This window comes from Cupriavidus sp. HE11 (assembly GCF_056097175.1).
Genome location: NZ_CP184465.1, coordinates 763379 through 781933, shown reverse-complemented (window position 1 = coordinate 781933; position 18555 = coordinate 763379). Strand labels below are relative to the sequence as shown.

At 66.9% G+C, this 18555-nt stretch carries 12 protein-coding genes; 6 read left to right on the top strand and 6 right to left on the bottom strand.

From position 1 onward, the window contains the following. Window positions 1–4: 4 nt before the first annotated feature. The 6 genes from ACOABP_RS20925 to ACOABP_RS20900 form a co-directional block, all read right to left on the bottom strand. Window positions 5–994, bottom strand: a complete 990-nt coding sequence (locus tag ACOABP_RS20925) for a Bug family tripartite tricarboxylate transporter substrate binding protein (protein ID WP_474229998.1) — start codon at window positions 992–994, stop codon at window positions 5–7. Window positions 995–1262: 268 nt separating this feature from the next. Further along, the gene (locus ACOABP_RS20920) at window positions 1263–1910 is read right to left on the bottom strand and encodes a phosphorylase (RefSeq protein WP_474230476.1); all 648 of its coding nucleotides are present in this window, start codon (window positions 1908–1910) and stop codon (window positions 1263–1265) included. 44 nt (window positions 1911–1954) lie between these two features. Then, a complete protein-coding gene (shc, locus tag ACOABP_RS20915) occupies window positions 1955–3955 on the bottom strand; it encodes a squalene--hopene cyclase (RefSeq protein ID WP_474229996.1) in 2001 nt (666 codons plus the stop codon). Between the two features lie 74 nt (window positions 3956–4029). After that, window positions 4030–4878, bottom strand: a complete 849-nt coding sequence (gene hpnD, locus ACOABP_RS20910) for a presqualene diphosphate synthase HpnD (RefSeq protein WP_474229995.1) — start codon at window positions 4876–4878, stop codon at window positions 4030–4032. A gap of 86 nt (window positions 4879–4964) precedes the next feature. Further along, a complete protein-coding gene (locus ACOABP_RS20905) occupies window positions 4965–5504 on the bottom strand; it encodes a BON domain-containing protein (protein ID WP_474229994.1) in 540 nt (179 codons plus the stop codon). A gap of 125 nt (window positions 5505–5629) precedes the next feature. Continuing rightward, on the bottom strand, window positions 5630–5833 hold the full coding sequence (locus tag ACOABP_RS20900) for a cold-shock protein (protein ID WP_066737067.1): 204 nt from the start codon (window positions 5831–5833) through the stop codon (window positions 5630–5632). Between the two features lie 945 nt (window positions 5834–6778). Here ACOABP_RS20900 and ACOABP_RS20895 point away from each other — a divergent pair. The 6 genes from ACOABP_RS20895 to pelF are packed head-to-tail and all read left to right on the top strand — an operon-like array spanning window position 6779 to window position 18555. Further along, entirely contained in the window at window positions 6779–9691 is a 2913-nt protein-coding gene (locus ACOABP_RS20895) for a bifunctional glycoside hydrolase/polysaccharide deacetylase family protein (protein WP_474229993.1), read from the top strand. Further along, entirely contained in the window at window positions 9654–13850 is a 4197-nt protein-coding gene (locus ACOABP_RS20890; RefSeq protein ID WP_474229991.1) for a tetratricopeptide repeat protein, read from the top strand. The genes ACOABP_RS20895 and ACOABP_RS20890 overlap by 38 nt, the downstream gene beginning before the upstream one ends. Window positions 13851–13892: 42 nt before the next feature. Then, window positions 13893–14441 (top strand): penicillin-binding protein activator LpoB, encoded by a 549-nt coding sequence (locus ACOABP_RS20885; RefSeq protein WP_474229989.1) that lies wholly within the window; start codon window positions 13893–13895, stop codon window positions 14439–14441. Between the two features lie 26 nt (window positions 14442–14467). Continuing rightward, complete coding sequence (locus ACOABP_RS20880; RefSeq protein ID WP_474229987.1) at window positions 14468–15967, top strand: PelD GGDEF domain-containing protein; 1500 nt, start codon at window positions 14468–14470, stop codon at window positions 15965–15967. Window positions 15968–15970: 3 nt separating this feature from the next. Then, window positions 15971–16957 carry a tetratricopeptide repeat protein gene (locus tag ACOABP_RS20875; protein ID WP_474229985.1) on the top strand — a complete coding sequence of 329 codons (987 nt, stop codon included), beginning with the start codon at window positions 15971–15973 and terminating at the stop codon, window positions 16955–16957. Beyond that, window positions 16954–18555 (top strand): GT4 family glycosyltransferase PelF, encoded by a 1602-nt coding sequence (gene pelF, locus ACOABP_RS20870; protein ID WP_474229983.1) that lies wholly within the window; start codon window positions 16954–16956, stop codon window positions 18553–18555. Before ACOABP_RS20875 ends, pelF begins: the two co-directional genes overlap by 4 nt.

Sequence of the window (18555 nt, the reverse complement as noted above, 5' to 3'; positions counted from 1 at the left end):
CGGATCAGTCGACGCGAGCGCCCGATTCCTTGACGATCGCGCCCCAGCGCGTGTTCTCGCTCTTGATGAAGGTAGCCAGTTCCGCCGCCGTGCCGCCGCGCGGCTCGCTGCCTTCGTCATGAAGCTTGGTGATGGTGTCCTTGTCCTTCAGAGCCTTGTTGACTTCGGCATTGAGCCTGGCTACCACGTCGGCCGGCGTGCCAGCCGGTGCCACCAGCGCCTTCCAGTCCTCGGCCTGGAAGCCGGCATAGCCCTGTTCCGCCACGGTCGGCACGTTGGGCAGCAGCGCCACGCGCCTGGCCGACGTCACCGCCAGCGCGCGCAGCTTGCCGGCCTTGATCATCGGCATGGCGATGGGCGGCGTGGCGAAATAGAAATCGGTCTGGCCGCCCATCAGGTCGGTCAGCGCGGGCGATGCACCCTTGTACGGCACGTGCAGCGCCTTGATGCCGGCACGGCGCTGGAACATCTCGCCGGTCAGGTGCCCCACCGTGCCGGTCCCGGCCGATGCCATCGACAGCTGCTTCGATTTCGCGGCGGCCACCAGATCGGCCAGGTTCTTGTACGGCGCATCCTGGCGCACGATCAGCACCACCGGCTGCGCCGCCACCAGCGCCACGGGCGTGAAGTCCTTCAGCGCGTCATACGGCATCTTCGGGTACAGCGTCGGGTTGATCGCCAGGTTGGCCGTCTGGCCCATGCCGATCGTGTAGCCGTCGTTCTTCGCCTTGGCTACGAGATCCAGGCCGATATTGCCGCCCGCGCCGGCGCGGTTTTCCACCACGACGGTCCATTTGGTGGCGATGCCCACCTTGTTGAACACCAGGCGCGACAGCACGTCGGTGCCGCCCGCCGGCGGGAACGGCACCACCAGGCGGATCGGCTGGGCAGGGTAGGCATCGGCGGCAATGGCGGGGCCGGCCAGCAGCGCGGGGGCGGCGGCGATAGCCAGCAACGTGTAGGCGAACTTGCGGCGCAAGGGCAGGCGGGGCATGCGTGTCTCCATTTCTTGTGTTCTATAAGATAGAACAACGATCTTAAAGAAGGAATGATCGTGAGGATAGGAGCGATGGGGAGGGCTGTCAAGCCGGGCCTTGTCCGGGTAAGGAATCTGAAAGGCGAACGCTCGCCCGGCACCGAATCCGTAGTGGATCAGGGGGCACCCGGCGTTGGAGGGACTGGCGTGGGTGTGCCTTCCTCTCCCGCATGCGCGGAAGAGTGGAGAGCAGCAGGAGGGAGGAAAAGTGGAGGCGGTGCGGCCTTCAGGCTGCGGCGAGTTCGGGCAATGCGAACCCGGCGCCCACGGCCTGGCGCGCCCCCGCCAATGCCTTCTTCGCGATCGACGCGTCGCGCCCCAGCCGCAGCAGGCCGCCGAGCTGGTGTGGCGCCTTCAACAGGCCGCGAATGATCGCGCCCACGTCGGTGCTGCCGTCGGCTGCCATGCCGGCGAATGCCAGCGGCGGCACGGCACGGTCGGCGGGGTCGATGACCACGCGCAGCGCGGAGAACGGGATGCTCAGCGCCTGGGCGGCGCGTGCCGCGATATGCGATTCCATGTCGACAGCCAGCGCGCCGTGCGCGTCGTGGAGTGCGGTCTTGTCGGCCACGGTCAGCACGGGAGTGTCCGAGCCGGCCAGCAGGCCGCTTTCGGCGTGGGGCAGGGCGCGTCGCAATGCGGCGGTCCAGTAGGGCGCCGTGCTGTACGACGTCTGACCGCTGCGCACGGCGGTAGCCACGATGACGGCGCCGGGCGGCAGCGTGGGATCGAGCCCGCCGGCCACGCCAAAGCTGATGACGCCGGCGCAGCCCTGCATCAGGCGGACATCCAGCGCGCGCGCCAGCATCACGCCGCGCTGGCCGTACAACGTCTCCACATCGGGGCTGGCCGCGATGCGGGCTTCGAAATCCATCCCGCAGACCACCAGTACCGGCGACTGCGGGGAAGCCACGGCGCTCACAGTCCCCAGGCCACGGCGTGGTTGCCGTCGCGCAGCAGGTTGCGGAAGCGCGCCAGCGCCCAGAGCGGGAAAAAGCGCGAATAGCCGTGGTAGCGTAGATAGAACACGCGTGGGAAGCCCACCGCCGTGAAACAAGGTTCGTCCCAGAGGCCATGGCTGGCCTGGGTGCGCAGCAGGTATTCCACGCCGCGCGCCACGGCCGGGTGATCGCCGGCGCCGGCGGCCATCATGCCCAGCATGGCCCACGCGGTCTGCGATGCGGTGCTGGGCGCCTTTTCGTAGCCCTGGTATTCAAGCTTGTAGCTGTCGCCCGATTCGCCCCAGCCGCCATCGGCGTTCTGGATCGATGCCAGCCATCGCGCGGCGCGTTGCATTTCGGGCGCGCCGGTGCCGATGCCGGCGGCGTTGAGGCCGCACAGCGCGCTCCACGTGCCATAGATATAGTTGGTGCCCCAGCGGCCAAACCAGCTGCCGTCGGCTTCCTGTTCATCCAGCAGGTAGCGCAGCGCGCGTGCCGCCGGCTCGCTGTTGGCCGGCATCTGGCCCAGCTGGCACAGCATGGCCAGGCAGCGTGCCGATACATCGGCGGTGGGCGGGTCCAGCAGCGCGCCGTGATCGGCGAACGGAATATTGTTCAGGTAGAGATGCGTGTTCTCGGGCTCGAACGCCCCCCAGCCGCCGTTGCCGCTCTGCATGCCGATGACCCACTCGCAGGCGCGCGCAATGGCGGGCGTGTAGCGGTTCGAGCAATCGCCGCGCTCGGCGCGGTCCATTGCGGCGGCCACCACGGCCGTGTCGTCCACGTCGGGGTAGTGCGCATTGTTGTACTGGAACGCCCAGCCGCCCGGCCGCACGTTCGGGCGCCGCACGGTCCAGTCGCCGCGCAGTTCCAGTTCCTGGAGCGGCACCAGCCAGTCCAGCCCGCGCGATGCCGCGGCAATCGCGCGGGGCTCGCCCACTTCCAGCAGGGCGTGGGCGGCCAGCGAGGTGTCCCATACCGGAGACAGGCACGGCTGGCAGTAGGCTTCGTCGTCGCGCACCACCAGCAGCTTGTCGATGGACTTGCGGGCAATGGCGCGGTCGGGATCGTCGGGCGGCACGCCCAGCACGTCGAACATCAGCACCGAATTGACCATTGCCGGGAAGATCGCGCCCAGGCCATCCTCGCCGTTGAGGCGTTCGACGGTGAACGCGCGGGCGCGCTCGATGGCCCGCTGGCGCATGCTGCGCGGAAATAGCGGTTCGGCCATGCGCACCACGGCGTCAAGCGTGCGGAACACGCCTACCCACAGCGGGCTCTGGTGCGGCGCGCGGCGTGGCAGGCGCGCGGCCTGGCACGGCCGTACAAACAGTTCGTCGATGCCGACCTTGCGCGGGTTGCGCGCCTGCGGCCGCAGGCTGTTCAGCACCAGCAGCGGCACGATGACCGTGCGCGCCCAGTACGAGACCTTCGACAGGTGGAACGGAAACCATTCGGGCAACAGCATGATTTCCACGGGCATCATCGGCACGGCCTGCCACGGCATCACGCCGTACAGGGCCAGCAGCGTGCGCGTGAACACGTTGCTTCCCTCGGCACCACCCATCGCGTGGATGCGGCCGCGTGCCCGGCGCATATGCTCGGCTTCGGGGTCGTCGCCGGCCATCTTCAGCGCGAAATACGCCTTGACGCTGGCGCTGACGTCGGACGCGCCAGCGTGGAACAACGGCCAGCCGCCGTCGGCGTTCTGGATGCGGCGCAGATAGGTGGCGATCTTGCCTTCGAGCACCAGGTCGGGTGTCTCGCCCAGGTAATGCACCATCAGGATGTACTCGGCCGGGATGGTGGCATCGGCTTCGAGCTCGTAGACCCAATGGCCGTCGTCCTGTTGCTGCGCCAGCAGCGTATCCACGGCGTGCGCGATGCCGTCGTCGAGCGGATCGGGCAGAGACGCCTCGGTGGAGCGCCGGTGCAGCGCGTCGTCATGAGGGCGGGTGATCGTTGCAGCCTGGTTCATCAATTCGGGGGCACTTCTCTCATGGCGATGCGGCGGCCACGGCCGCGTGCATCACATCGGCAAAAAACACGGGCTCACGCAATGGCATGCCGCAGCACGATCCAGGCAAGCTTGGCCTTGTTGACGCGCACCCGCGTGCGCGGGGCCAGCCAGCCACGGGCCAGCAGGCGCGTCAGGATCTCGTGATAGACCTCGTACATGATGCGCGGCGAGCGCACCACGCGCGACGGGCAGCGCGCCATGATGGCAGTCGACGCGTCGTAATGTGCCTGCGCGTCGCGGGCGATGCCGCGGCAGACCGTATCGATCGCCGGATGATCGATCACGGCACGCGGGGTGCCGGACGGAATGCCGGCGGCGGCCAGCGCCTCGGCGGGCAGGTAGAGCCGGCCGATCTCGGCGTCCTCGTCCAGGTCGCGCAGGATATTGGTCAGTTGCAGCGCCCGGCCCAGGTGATGGGCCAGTTCGATGCCCGGCTGTTCTTCCAGGCCGAACACGCGTACCGCCAGGCGGCCCACGGCACTGGCCACGCGGTCGCAATACAGGTCGAGCGTGGCCGCATCGGGCGCCACGATCGTGCTGACGACGTCCATGATCATGCCGTCGATGACGGCATGGAAGTCCTGCTGCTGCAGATTGAACGCCTTGATCTGTTCGTCGAGCGAGCGCAGCGCGGCGGGCGCATTGCCGGCGTAGCAGGCGGCGATGTCCACGCGCCAGTCTTCCAGTGCTGCCAGGCGGTCGGCGTGCTGGGTATCGCCGTCGGCGATGTCGTCCACGGCACGGCAGAACGCGTAGATTTCGAACATGGCCTGCCGCTGCGACGGCGGCAGGATCCGCATGGCGGTATGGAACGAGCTACCGGAAGACACGGTGGGTCCGGCGAGCGGAGCGCCAGGCGTTGCGATTTCAGTACCGGCCACGGGTTTCCTCGGCACGCTAGATATCAGGCGGTCTATTGGAAGCCGCCCGGTTTCGGGGTTTTCAGGGTCGGGCGATTATAGCAACATCACCGATTCGGGGTATTTGTGGGTGATGAGTCACCCGAGGCGGGGTATCGCACGTACGGTACGCCACGTGACGGCGTCGCGGTGGTCTGGTCGATGACCTTCTCGACGTCGGGTATTTCGCGCATCGCGGCCAGGAACGCCGGCCGGTTGAAACCGGCGCCCACGCAGCCTTGCACGGTCAGCCAGCGGCCGCGCACCATGATCCAGAGCGAACTGTCTTGCCAGGCGGGCAGCGTACGGCGCAGGTCCTGCAGTCGCCGTTGCAGCGATTCGGCGATTTCGCTGTCGTACCGGTACGCGTTGGCCAGTCGGCAGCGACCTTCTGCATAGCAGTGGTTGCCTTCCTCGATGCGATGGTGCGCCTCGCGTTTCCATTCATCCTCGGAAACCCTTGGTCCGGCCGGTTCGGGACAATTCGCGACGGCGCTTGAAACGCGCACGAACGGATCGTTGCCATAGTTGTGCAGCGATTGAGCATGCACGATTTTTGTCGCCACTATAAATAAGGCGACAATCGGAATCCCGACAATCCATGCCATTCGCCTATTAATCGACCAGCCGGTCAGAACGTCAGCAAGGCAATACATTATCGATCGGCATAAAAGCAGAAAGCCCCGCCGAAGCGGGGCTTCCCAGGCCAGATAATTGGCCCGGCGATTCAGGCTCAGAGAGCCTGGATCTTCGTGGCTTGCTCGCCCTTCTGGCCCATCGCCTTCACGTAGCGGACCTTCTGGCCTTCCTTCAGCGACTTGAAGCCATTGCCCTCAATCGCCGAGAAATGCGCGAACAGGTCGTTGCCGCCTGCGTCCGGGGTGATGAAGCCGAAGCCCTTGGCGTCGTTGAACCACTTAACGGTACCGGTTTCCATATTCCTATCCAACCTTGAATTTCAAATGAGCGTGATTGCCCGACCAAGCATGTTGCCCACAACGAACCGGAGCAAAAACGCTACAGGCCGGTGCACATGCGAGCAGTCATTCTGACGGTTTTTTTTCGCGTGTCAATCAGACTATGCCCCTAACGGTATTTCGGCATGCGAACAGCAGATATTAGAGATTTCTAGATCATTTGGGGATTTGTCTGACATCAGACTGATTCGCCTGGCGGTACGACACGCATTTCCATATCTGTGGTACCGACAGTTCGTACGCAGCCGTAACCGCTGGCGGTACCACGCCGACATGTATGCCACAAAACCGTTCCGCCAACGCTACTCCATATGGACTATGGCTACCAATGGATGATGCCGTGACAATGCGCGTCATAACCAGAAACTGGCGGCCGCAACCCACCTTGCGCGCAAGCCGGGAAAATCGCGGTGCCCGAGGCGCCGGATCCGAGAACGGGGAATCAGATGTCAATACATAGCTAGCCAGGTCCATGGCACGCGGGCCTTCGAACGCCCGCCGCCGGCATGATGCCGGCCGTCTTCCTGCCGCGTCTCCCTCCTTGCAGAGGTTATTGCAGGTTCATGCCATGCCTAACCCGGCAGGGTGGCACGCGCCTGTGTCCGCCATATGTCACGGTGGCTTCGGCACAATTTTTGACAATCTCGGTCCGGCGAATGGCCTAGCATCCGACCTGCCCGGGAATTAGGAAAAACACTAGTTCGAATGGGCCAACGGCATAATGCGAGGCGCGCGCCGCACGACGCGGATGCGTCCGGACGCGCAGCAACGACCGCGCGCCATACCAACAAAGAAAAAGCGGACAACAACGAGTGAAGCCATTGCAGCGTTTAATCCGGGGACTTTTCCATGAAGTTGGCAACAATGCGCCACGCCGCGCCGTGGGGCGCATTTGTCGTCACACGATGCTGGCCGTTGCCGTCGTGGCATCGGCGGGCGCAGTGATGCTGGGCGCGCTGACGCCGTCGGCCGACGCGCTGGCCCAGGCGGCGCCGGCCGTTCAGGCGGGCCAGGCCGTCCAGGTCGAGAGCACCCCCACCGCGCCCAACGTGGCCTTCCACTACGGCAGCAAGCCGCCCGTCGACCTGCTGCAGGCGTTCGATGTGGCCGTTGTCGAGCCCGATAGCGGCTTCGACCCGCGCAAGGCCAAGACCCCGAATACCGCCTGGTTTGCCTACGTGAGCCTGGGCGAGGTGCTGCCCAGCCGCGCCTACTTCAACGCCATCCCCAAGGCATGGCTCACCGGGAGTAATGACGCCTGGAACGCCCGGGTGGTTGACCAGGCCGCCGAAGGCTGGCCCGCTTTTTACGTCGACAAGGTCATCGCGCCGCTGTGGGACCGCGGCTACCGCGGTTTTTTCATCGACACGATGGATTCGTACCACCTTGTTGCCAAGACCGACGCCGACCGCGCCAGGCAGGAAGCCGGCATGGTGCGGGTGATCCAGGCCATCAAGGCGCGCTATCCCGACGCGAAGCTGCTGTTCAACCGCGGCTTCGAGATCCTGCCGCAGGTGCACGGGCTGGCCTATGGCGTGGTCTTCGAATCGCTGTTCCGGGGCTGGAACCAGGCGCAGCGCGCCTACACCGAGGTCAGCCAGCAGGACCGCGACTGGCTGCTGAACCAGGCCCGCATCATCCGCGACCAGTACAAGCTGCCGGTCATCTCGATCGACTATTGCCCGCCGGCCGACCGCACTTGCCAGCGCGACGCCGCTCGCCGTATCCGCGCGCTCGGCATTACGCCGTATGTGACCGATTCCGGGCTGCAGACGGTGGGCGTGGGCCAGATCGAGGTATTGCCGCGCCGCGTGCTGGTGCTGCAGGAAAGCCAGCCGGGCGTGTCGATCGACAACAGCGAAGGCGTGCGCTTCGTGTCGATGCCGCTGAACTACCTTGGTTATCGCGTCGAATTTGCCGAGACACGCGATGAGCTGCCGGAGATCACGCCCGACCGCTATGCGGGCGTGGTGGTCTGGTCCAACGGCTATTTCTCGCGTAACGCCGGCCGTTACCAGACCTGGCTCGAAAAGCTGACCCAGCAGGGCGTGCCCGTGGCATTCATGAACGGCTTTGGCATGCCCGCAAACAGTCCGCTGCTGCGGAGTCTTGGCCTGAAGTCAGTCAAGGGGCGTGCGTCCAGCCCGGTGCAGATCGTCTCGCAGGACAAGATGATGGGCTTCGAGCAGCCGGTGGCACCCGATGCCACCGAGGCGGTCGCCGTACAGGTGCAGGACGGGGCGGCCAACACGCGCTCGCTGCTGCGCCTGCGCGCCGGTACGCTGACCTACGACGCCGCGGCCATCACGAACTGGGGTGGCTATGTGACGGGCCCCTATGCCGTCCGCCAGAACTACGCGATCCGCCAGAACTCCTCCAGCGACCAGGACCGCTGGATCGTGCAACCGCTCGATTTCCTGCGCGAGGCCTTGCGCCTGCGCCCGATGCCGGTGCCCGACACCACCACCGAGAGCGGGCGCCGCCTGCTGACGATCCATATCGACGGCGACGGGTTTGCCTCGAAGGCCGAGATTCCGGGCGGCGGCTTCTCCGGCGAGGTGCTGTTCCGGGAAATCTTCGACCGCTATCGCCTGCCGATGACGATGTCGGTGATCGAGGGCGAGGTCGGCAAGTCGGGCATGTACCCGAAGCTGACTGCCGAACTGGAGCCGATTGCACGCAAGATCTTCGCGCAGCCGTATGTCGAGGTGGCCAGCCACACCTATTCGCACCCGTTCGAATGGGGCCGCACGGTGCCTGGCCAGCAGAGCGACGCAAGGATTACCGAGGGCGACGAGGAATTCCACCTGGCGATCCCTGGATACAAGATGGATCTGAACCGCGAGATCGGCGGGTCCATCGACTATATCAACAAGGTGCTGTCGCCGAACAAGCCGGTGAAGATGCTGCTGTGGCCGGGCGATTGCCAGGCCCCGCCGGAAGCCATCAAGCTGACCGATGCCGCCGGCGTGCTGAACATGAATGGTGGCGACACGCTGATCACGCGCAGCAACCCCACCTGGACCGCTATCGCGCCGCTGGGCATCCACAAGGCAGACCACACGTTCCAGGTATTCGCGACCAACCAGAACGAGAACGTCTACACGAACCTGTGGCGGGGTCCGTACTACGGCTTCGAGCGCGTGATCGAGACCTACGAGATGACCGAGAAGCCGTACCGCTTCAAGGCCGTGAACATCTACTACCACAGTTACGCGGGCACCAAGGCCGCATCGCTGAAGGCGCTGCGCAAGGTGTACGACTACGTGCTGACGCAGAACCTGCTGCCGATGCATTCCACGGACTACGTGCTCAAGGTGCTCGACTGGCAGAACATGGCCGTGGCGCGCGAACTGGGTGACGGCACCGATGGCGCTGCGGCCAGCGGCGCGTGGGTGGTGCGTGGCGACGGCAACCTTCGCAATCTGCGCTGGGTTGGCGCCGGCGTGCCCGACGTGGCTTCGGCAAGGGGCGTGACCGGCTCGTCGCCGGCGCCCGGCGGCGGCATCTATGTGCATCTGGACGGCGGCAATGCGCGCTTCAGCTTCGTGCCGGCCGCCACGCGCGCCGTGCCGGAATTGCCCGAGGCCAATGGCCTGGTGCGCGACTGGCGTCGCGACGGCGGCGTGACCCGTTTTGCTTTCTCCGGCTACTACAAGCCGTTCTTCCGGCTTGCCAATGCCGGCCAGTGCAGCGTGACCATCGATGGCAAGCCCGCCCGTGGCGTGCACGAGAACAACACGCTGCGTTTCGATACCCCTGCGGTGAATGATCCGATCCATGTCCAGCAACAAGTCGAAGTCCGCTGCGGCGCCTGAGCGCGAGCGGCTGTTGCCGCCGGCCCTGGTTCTGACCTTTACCGCGATGGTAGGTGTCGGCCTGGCGCTGATGTTCCCGCGCGAGACGCTGCGCGAACGCCTGCTTGGCCAGGGCCGTACGGTCGATGGCCTGACCGTGGCCTATCTGGAAGCGTGGTCGCGCGTGGCGCCCAACGACACCAGCTTCATGAGCGTGCTGGCGGAACAGTACGCGCGCAGCGGCCGGCTCGATGAGGCCGAGAAGATGCTCGAACGCATGATGGCGGTGCAGGGCCAGGACCTGGGTGGCCAGATCCTGCGCACGCGCATCGAGATCACGCAGCAGCGCGCCTACGCGGCGCAGCCCGAATCGCCCGAGCGCGCCGAGCGCCTGGCGCTGATGAAGGACCTGCTCAAGCAGGCGACTGCCGAGAGCGCGATGCGCCGCTGGTCGCTGGCAGACCTGCAGACGCTGGCCACGCAGTCGCGCCAGATTGGCGATGCCGAAGCGGCCAGCGTGCTGTTCCGCGCGCTGGGCAAGCGCGATCCGGCCAACCTCGACTTCTATAACCGCCAGCTCGCCAGCATCGCGCTGGCCGGTGGCAACTATCGCGATTCCGCGCAGGCGCTGTTCGACGCGCAGGCGCGTGCGAAGAACCTGTACGAGCAGCGCACGCTGTTCCTGCAGGCGCTGCAAACGCTGCAATCCGGCAATCTGCTGGACGAAGCACTGGTGGAAGCCGAACGTCGTGGTGGCAAGCTGCTCGACGACCCCGAAGTGCTGCGCTACCTGACCAGGCTGGCGCTGGCCGCCAACAAGCCAGATGTGGCGGCAAAGTATGTCGAGCGGCTGCTGAAGCTGTCGGCCAGCAAGCCGTCCGGCGCGGCGCAGATTGCGCTGGCCGAATTGCGCCGCGACGCCGCACGTGCCGAAGTTCGCGCTGAAGTGCGCCGTGTTTCCGATACCGAGCCGTGGCTGGCCCGCGGCTATGTCTTCCTCGACGGCCCGCGTGGCGCGGCCAGGCGTGAACAGATGGGCGGCTTCGGCCTGCGCCGTGTTCACGCCGAGCCCGCGTCGACGCCGATGCTGGCCCAGGCAACGCCAAGGCCGGGCCCGGGCAATCCCACGCAGGCCGAGGCCCAGGCGTCGGCCAAGGACGAAGTGGCCGCAGCCGTGGCGGCCGGCAAGTCTTTCAACGCCGACGACTACGACCTGGCCTACCGCGTGTTCCTGGCGGCCGGCAAGCTGGACCAGGCCCAGGAAGTGGCCCAGACGGCGGTGCGCAAGCTGCCGCACGAGCCGGTCTGGCGCGAGCGGCTGGCGCAGGTATCCGAATGGAACCGCCAGCCGATGATCGCGCTGCAGAGCTGGCTCGAGTACGCGCAAGCGACCAACGACGAGCGCGCCTGGAACAACGTGATGCGCCTGGCGCCGGGTCTCAACGACGACCGCGCCTATCTGGCCGCGCTGCGCCACCGCGCCACGGGCGGCGACCTGAAGACCATCGACGAGGTGGTGGCGGCCTACGAGCGGCTGGGCGAGCCCGAGGCCGGCATGGCCTTCCTGGACACGCTGGCAAACGGCCCGACCGGCCGCCAGGCGATGGAGCGCAATGCCGATCTGGCCGAGCGTGCGGGCAAGGACGATCGCGCCTTCGAACTCTATGGCCAGCTGGAAAAGCGCTTCGGCGCCCGGCCGCGATATGCGGTCAAGCGCGCCAACATCCTCTTCGTACGAGGCCGCCTGAACGAGGCGATGGATGCGCTGCTGCCGGCCCGCAAGCAGGCGGGCCCGCAGGACCTGCTGTACTGGCGTACGTACACCGAACTGGCCCGCCTGACGCAACGCGACGACCTGCTCAAGGACGGCTATCGCCAGATGATGTTCGCCATGGCCGAGACCCGTGACGACCACTGCATGCAGTTTCCGCCCGGCGCCGCCCGCAATGACTGCATTGCCGAAGTGCGCGACACGGTGGAAGCCGACTATTCGAACCTGATTGCGTACTACGACCGCTCGCCCATCGACGCGGGACGGATCGCCGAAGCAAGCTGGCGCAAGAACGGCAAGTTCGACCAGTTCCAGCTCGCGGTGTACTACTACACGCGCGCGCACGCCTGGCGCCGCATCGACCAGCTGCTGGCCGACCTGACGCCCGAGCTGCGCAGCGAAGCCGAATCGTCGGCCGTATTCCTGATGCGCCGCGCCGAGTACTGGCGCCTGACCGGCAACCGCGACCGGGCTCTGGCCGACCTGCGCCGGGCCGCCGGGCAGCCCGACGCCGACAGCGAGACCTTCGGTGCGCTGCTGTGGGCGCTTGTCGACAGCGGCACCGACAGCGAAGTGCGCGCCGTGATGCAGCGCCTGAAGCCCAGTGCCGAGCAGGACCCCGGCCTGTGGGGCGCGTATGCCGCCGGCGCCATGCGCTTCCAGGACGGCTACACGGCGCTGCATTACCTGCGCAAGATGCAGCAGGGCAAGAACGCCGATCCGCTCTGGCTTGGCCTGACCGCCGACGCCTACGAAGCCATCGGCCAGACGTCGACGGCCTGGCGCATCCGCAGGCAGGCGTGGATCGACCTGCATCATGCGTGGGCTGCGGGCGGCCAGAACTGGGCCAATGCATCGGCAAGCGACGACGAAGACGGCGACGCGGAAGACGACGCGCAGGATGGTCCGGCACGGGGCGACCTGCGCCGCCAGACCGTGGCGCTTGGGCAGATCTTCGCGTCAGGCGATGTGTCGCGCAGTCTCGTCATCGAGATGCTGCGGCGTGATCGCGCCGAAGTGGCCGCGCGCCGTGCCGCGCCGGGCGATGCCAGGTCGCCGTCGCAACTGGGCAATGTGCCGGGCCTGCCGTCGCTGGAGCCGGTGCCGCCCGCCGCGCTGACCGAGGCGCAACGCCGCCGCCAGGGTCAGATCTCGGCGGCCAGCCGCGAGGTAGCACTGGCCTGGGCGATGTCATCCGAATCGAACGATCTGGCGCGGGCCTGGCTGGCCCGGCACTATGCCGACCGGATGCAGCGGCCCGCGTATGCCGAGATTTCCATCGCGCTGGACCGCAACGACATGGATCAGCTCGACCGGATCATGGAGCGCCAGGGCGGCCGCGTGCCGGTGGCGAACCAGATCGAGGCCAATCGCCAGCTGGACCGCCTGTCCACTGCGCAGACGCAGGCGTTCGAGACGCAGGAACTGGCCCGTACCGACGACACGCTGCAGCAGACGCTGGAAGACGCGCTGCTGTTCAATGCCCAGGCCATCGAGCCGCGCGTGACGTTCCAGCGCCAGAAGCCGCTCGAATATTACGAGTACAGCCTGGCGGGCGGCGCGCGCCTGTGGGACGGCTATGCGCTGAACCTGCGGGGCGTGTTCCGCGACCAGCGCAGCGCCGACCGCACCCAGCTGGACAACGTGCCGGGATCGGACCGCCGTGCCGAACTGGCGCTGAGCTATCGCGACAGCCAGAAAAGCTGGCTGCTCGGGGTGGGCCGGCGAGACGGCCTGGAGAGCTTCACCACGGCCCGCCTGACCGGCAACTGGAACCAGGAAGGGCGCATCCAGTACACGGGTACGGTGGGCTACAACCAGCAGGCCGATGAATCGGCGCAACTGCGCGTGGGCGGCATGAAGGACGTGGTCGAACTTGGCGCGACGTGGCGGCTTGGCCTGCGCGAGTTCATCAGCGGCCGCGCCCAGTACAACCACTTTTACGGCCAGGACCGCACCGCGCTGGGCCATGGCATGGTCTTCGACGTCGAGGCCGGCTATCGTATCCGCACGCAGTATCCGGACTACACGGTCCGCATCGTCGGCACGCGCGGTATCTACAGCGCCAATGGCGGTACGCTGTCGCCGACCATGCAGCGGCTGCTGCCGGCCGGCGATGACGAGGCGACGCCGGCGTTCTATATGCCGCAGAGCTTCACGCAGGCCGGCGTGCTGTTCGGTTTCGGCACCGACCTGATCGACGACTACACGCGCAAGTGGCGGCCGTTCCTGGAAGCCGGTGCGCTGTACGACACGCGCGCGGGGCACAACTTCCGCGGGCAGGTGGGCGTGGCCGGGTCGGTGTTTGGCAACGACCATCTGTCGCTGTATGTCTCGCACGACACCGCGGCCCGTACCACGGGTACGCCGCTGACCGAAGTAGGCCTGCGTTATCGCTGGCTCTATTGATGAACAATTGACTGGATTTCAAGGTAACGAGGGGGATCGAAGATGAACAGGACCAATACCCGCACGGGTCGCCTGATGGCATGGGTTGCGGCAATCGGTGCCGCGCTGTGGCTGGCCGGTTGCGCCGTGACCGACGTGGGCCGCGCGCCCCAGATGGCCGCCGGCGACACCGTTGCCGTGCTGCCGATCGTGAACTACACCGAAACGCCGCAGGCTGGCCTGCGTGCCGAAGCCATTGCCGAGTCGTTGCTGAAGACTGGCGGCGTGGCGAACCTGAAGCGCTATCCGGCGTCGCTGAACCCGGAAACGCTGTTCGAGCCGGCCGAGCGCGAGTCGGTGAACAAGGCGCTGGAATGGGCGCGCGGCGAACGGGCGCGCTATGCGCTGACGGGCGCCGTGCAGGAATGGCGCTACAAGGTTGGCGTCGATGGCGAGCCGGCCGTGGGCATCTCGCTGCAACTGATCGACGTGTCGAGTGGCCAGGTAGTGTGGTCGGCCACGGGCAGCAACGCGGGCTGGAGCCGCGAGTCGCTGTCGGGCGTGGCCCAGAAGCTGCTGCGCCGCCTGCTGGCACCGCTGATGCAGGGTTGAGTTGAACCGGGTAGAAAAAAGGACGGGTGACAAGCGTGGCTAACACCGCGGATAAAAAGCGCCAGACGACTCGCCAGGGGCAGGGCATCAGCCTTGGCGGGCGCTATGCGCGCTGGCTGGCGCCCGCGGGAGGCGGGGCGGCGGCAGTGCTGGAAATGATCGTCGTGATGGCGGTGGCGATGGCCATCACGTGGGCGATCCTGCCGCAAAACCCGCTGCTGCTGGGTCTGGGCTTTCCGTGGGCCTGGCTGCTGCCGGTCATCCTGGCGCTGCGCTACGGAACGCTGGTAGGCGTGGGCGCCGTGCTGATGCTGCTGGGCGGCTGGTTCTTCTTTGACGGCATTGGCGGCCACAGCAACGCGTTCCCGCGCATGTTCTTCCTGGGCGGCCTGCTGCTGGTGCTGGTGGCTGGCCAGTTCGGCGACGTGTGGAACACGCGCCTGGCACGCGCACGCGCCGTGAACCGCTACCTGGACGAGCGGCTGTCCGCGCTGACCAAGAACCACTACCTGCTGCGCATTTCGCACGCGCGCCTGGAAAACGATCTGCTGGCCCGCCCGACCACGCTGCGCGACACGCTGTCGCAGCTGCGTGCCGTGGCCATGCAGGATGCCGCGCGTGGCAGCAAGGTCGAGCTCCTGGCTGGCGCGCAGCCGATGCTGCAGGTGGTGGCACAGGCCTGCCAGCTTGAAGGCGCCGCGCTGTTCGCGTGCGTGGGCGAGAGGCTCCAGCCCGAAGCCGTGGCCGCCATCGGTCCGGACTTCACGCTGGACGTGGACGATCCGCTGGTGCGCCACTGCATGGAAACGCGCGAACTCGCGCATCTGCGCACCACGGGCCTGCAGCAGGACGCCGAGACCCGCTACGTGGCCGTGGCGCCGGTGCTGGCCGGTTCCGACCGCCTGATCGGGGTGCTGGTGGTCGAGCGCATGCCGTTCCTGTCGCTGACCTATGAAAACCTGCAGCTGCTGATGGTGCTGATGGGCTACTACGCCGATGGCGTCGAGCATGCCCAGGCCACGCACGGCATCCAGGAACTGGCCCCGGCCATTCCGTACGCATTCGCGCTGGACTACGCGCGCCTGTCGCGCCTGCGCCGCGAAACCGGGATCCAGAGTTCCGTGGTGGCGCTGGTGTTCGATCTGGACGAAGCGCGCGACGCGCTGTTCGAGCAGGTGGTGCGCAGCCGCCGGGCGCTGGACGTGGCCTGGCCGGCGCGCGGGGCGCATCAGCGCGCCATGCTGACGCTGATGCCGCTGTCGGACAGCCAGGCCGTGTCGGCCTACCTGGTACGTATCGAAGACATGCTGCGTGCGCAGTTCGGCACCGATTTCGCCAGTGCGCACATCGGCGTGTACACGCTGCCGGTGCCGGCGGCCGGCGCGGAAGAGGCGCTGGTGCGCCTGCTGCACCGCTGCCATCTGGACGGCAAGGACGGCGGCGGCAACGCCACGCCGGCGGTCGGCGCCAATGCCACCCCCGGGCCGGGCGCTGCTCCGTCCGCCGGCCAGACGCAGGCGGGCTGACGCATGGGCAAGCTGACCATCGGCGGCACCGCCTCGCAGATCGCGGCACTGTACCTGCTGTTCCATGGCGGTTCGGGGCTGCCGTTGCTGCTGTCGTTCCTGGGGTTGCAGGCCATTACGGCCGGGCTGCTGGGCCTGGCCGTGTGGCGCCTGCTGCCGCGCCGCTTCCGCACGCCGTTCGGGTGGAGCTACGCCTACATGGCGGCGTTCTGCTTCTTCGTGCCGCTGGGCGGGACGCTGGTGTGCGCGGGCAGCCTGCTGTTCTCGAAGCTGTTTCCGCAACAGCGCGACAGCGCCGGCATTGCCTCGGTGGCGCTGCCCGAATTCGTGACGCACCTGATCCAGCGCGTGACGCACGGCGGCGGTGCGCGCCTGCGCGCCCAGCTGGGCAACACGCGTGCGCCGCTGCCGGAACGCATGACGGCGCTGGTGGCGATGCAATCGATGCCTACGCGCACGGCCAGCCCCGTGCTGCGTGAACTGCTGGCCGACAGCACCGACGATATCCGCCTGCTGGCCTACGGCATGCTGGATGGCGCCGAGAAACAGCTCACCCAGAAGATCCTGGCAGAGCTGCCGCGCCTGGAATCGGCCGACACGCCGCAGGCGCGGCTGGAAATCAACAAGCGCCTGGCCGACCTGTACTGGGAACTGATCTACCAGAACCTGGTGCAGGGCGACGTGTATCGCTACACGGCCAGTCAGGTGGAGCGCTACGCCAGCGCCGCGCTGGAGATCGACGACAGCAACGCCGCGCTGTGGTACATGCGCGGCCGCCTGGCGCTGACACGCAATGCGCCCGGCGAGGCGCGCGACTTCCTGGGCCGTGCCGAGACGCTGGGCTTTGCCCGCGAGCGCGTGCTGCCGCTGCTGGCGGAAGCCGCCTTCCTGGAACGCGACTACGCCGCGGTCCGCCGCCTCATGGCGGCTTTCGACAGTCCTTCGCCGCTCCCGCTGGTGCGGCCCCTGCTGCGGTATTGGCAATCATGAGCGAAATTCTGGTCAAGGGAACGTCTGCCGACGTCATGCTGCTGCTGGAAGGCACGTTCCCGTATGTAAGCGGGGGCGTGTCGAGCTGGGTCAACCAGATGATCCGCGCGTTTCCCGATATCCGGTTCGGCATCGTCTTCATCGGCAGCCGCCGCGAGGACTATGGCGACATGGTCTACCAGTTGCCCGAGAACGTCGTGCATCTGGAAACCCATTTCCTGTACGATTTTCCGCCGCCGCCGCTGGTGCATGGCACGCCGGGCGACCCGCGCGCGTTCGACAAGTCGGACGCGCTGCACGAACTGCTGCGCGAGCCGGGCAAGGAAGCCGAGGCCGGCGAACTGATCCGCGAACTGATGCCGCAGCTGCGCGAGGGCGGGGCGCTGTCCGAGGACGCGTTCCTGTACAGCAAGCGGGCCTGGGACACGATCACGAGCCAGTACCGCCAGTTCTGCACGGACCCGTCGTTCACGGACTATTTCTGGACCATCCGCATCATGCACAAGCCGCTGTGGCAGCTGGTGCGGATTGCCGACGGCCTGATCCCGGCCAAGGTCTACCACACGGTGTCCACGGGCTACGCGGGCTTTCTGGGTGCGATGCTGCGCCACCGCAACGGCCGTCCGTTGCTGGTGTCCGAACACGGCATCTACACCAAGGAACGCAAGATCGACCTGTTCCAGAGCCAGTGGATTCGCGACAACCGGAACATCTTCGAACGCGACATTTCCCAGATCAGCTATTTCCGCGAACTCTGGGTGCGCTTCTTCGAAACGCTGGGGCGCGTCTGCTACGAGGCCGGCGACGAGATCACCGCGCTGTACGAAGGCAACCGCCGCCGCCAGGTGCTGGACGGCGCGGTGGCCGAGCGCACGCGCAATATCCCGAACGGCATCAACCTGCCGCGCCTGTCGGCGCTGCGCGAGAAGCGCGCACCGGGTGTGCCGCCGGTGCTCTGCCTGATCGGCCGCGTGGTGCCGATCAAGGACATCAAGACCTTTATCCGCGCGATGCTGACCGTGGTGCGCGAGTATCCAGAGGCCGAAGGCTGGATTGCGGGCCCCGAGGACGAAGATGCCGAATACGCGCGCGAATGCCGCAGCCTGGCCGAAAGCCTGGGCCTGGGCGACAAGGTCAAGTTCCTGGGCTTCCAGAAGATCGACGAACTGCTGCCCAAGGTGGGCGTGCTGGTGCTGAGCTCGATTTCCGAGGCGCTGCCGCTGGTGGTGCTCGAAGGCTTTGCCGCGGGCGTGCCATGCGTGACCACGGACGTAGGCTCGTGCAGTGAACTGATCTTCGGCCTGCCCGGCGACGACGCTGCGCTGGGCGCCGCGGGCGACGTGGTGCGCATTGCCGATCCGGCTGCGCTGGCCGGCGCGGCACTCGGCCTGCTGCAGCATCCGGACCGCTGGTACGCGGCCCAGGCTTCGGGAATTGCGCGCGTGGAAAAGTACTACACGCAGGAACAGATGGTGGGCAGCTATCGCACGCTCTATACCGAACTGATGGCGATGCCGGACAACACGCGCCGCGAGCATGGTGGCGCCAGCCCCGCGAAGTGCCCGGTGCACCACGGCGCGCAGGCAGGAGGACGCTGA

Excerpts from the sequence above, each read along its gene's own strand:
- ACOABP_RS20925 (WP_474229998.1), bottom strand. The coding sequence starts at position 994 with ATGCCCCGCCTGCCCTTGCGCCGCAAGTTCGCCTACACGTTGCTGGCT.
- ACOABP_RS20920 (WP_474230476.1), bottom strand. The coding sequence starts at position 1,910 with ATGGATTTCGAAGCCCGCATCGCGGCCAGCCCCGATGTGGAGACGTTG.
- shc (WP_474229996.1), bottom strand. The coding sequence starts at position 3,955 with ATGAACCAGGCTGCAACGATCACCCGCCCTCATGACGACGCGCTGCAC.
- ACOABP_RS20905 (WP_474229994.1), bottom strand. The coding sequence starts at position 5,504 with ATGGCATGGATTGTCGGGATTCCGATTGTCGCCTTATTTATAGTGGCG.
- ACOABP_RS20900 (WP_066737067.1), bottom strand. The coding sequence starts at position 5,833 with ATGGAAACCGGTACCGTTAAGTGGTTCAACGACGCCAAGGGCTTCGGC.
- ACOABP_RS20895 (WP_474229993.1), top strand. The coding sequence starts at position 6,779 with ATGCTGGCCGTTGCCGTCGTGGCATCGGCGGGCGCAGTGATGCTGGGC.
- ACOABP_RS20890 (WP_474229991.1), top strand. The coding sequence starts at position 9,654 with ATGTCCAGCAACAAGTCGAAGTCCGCTGCGGCGCCTGAGCGCGAGCGG.
- ACOABP_RS20885 (WP_474229989.1), top strand. The coding sequence starts at position 13,893 with ATGAACAGGACCAATACCCGCACGGGTCGCCTGATGGCATGGGTTGCG.
- ACOABP_RS20875 (WP_474229985.1), top strand. The coding sequence starts at position 15,971 with ATGGGCAAGCTGACCATCGGCGGCACCGCCTCGCAGATCGCGGCACTG.
- pelF (WP_474229983.1), top strand. The coding sequence starts at position 16,954 with ATGAGCGAAATTCTGGTCAAGGGAACGTCTGCCGACGTCATGCTGCTG.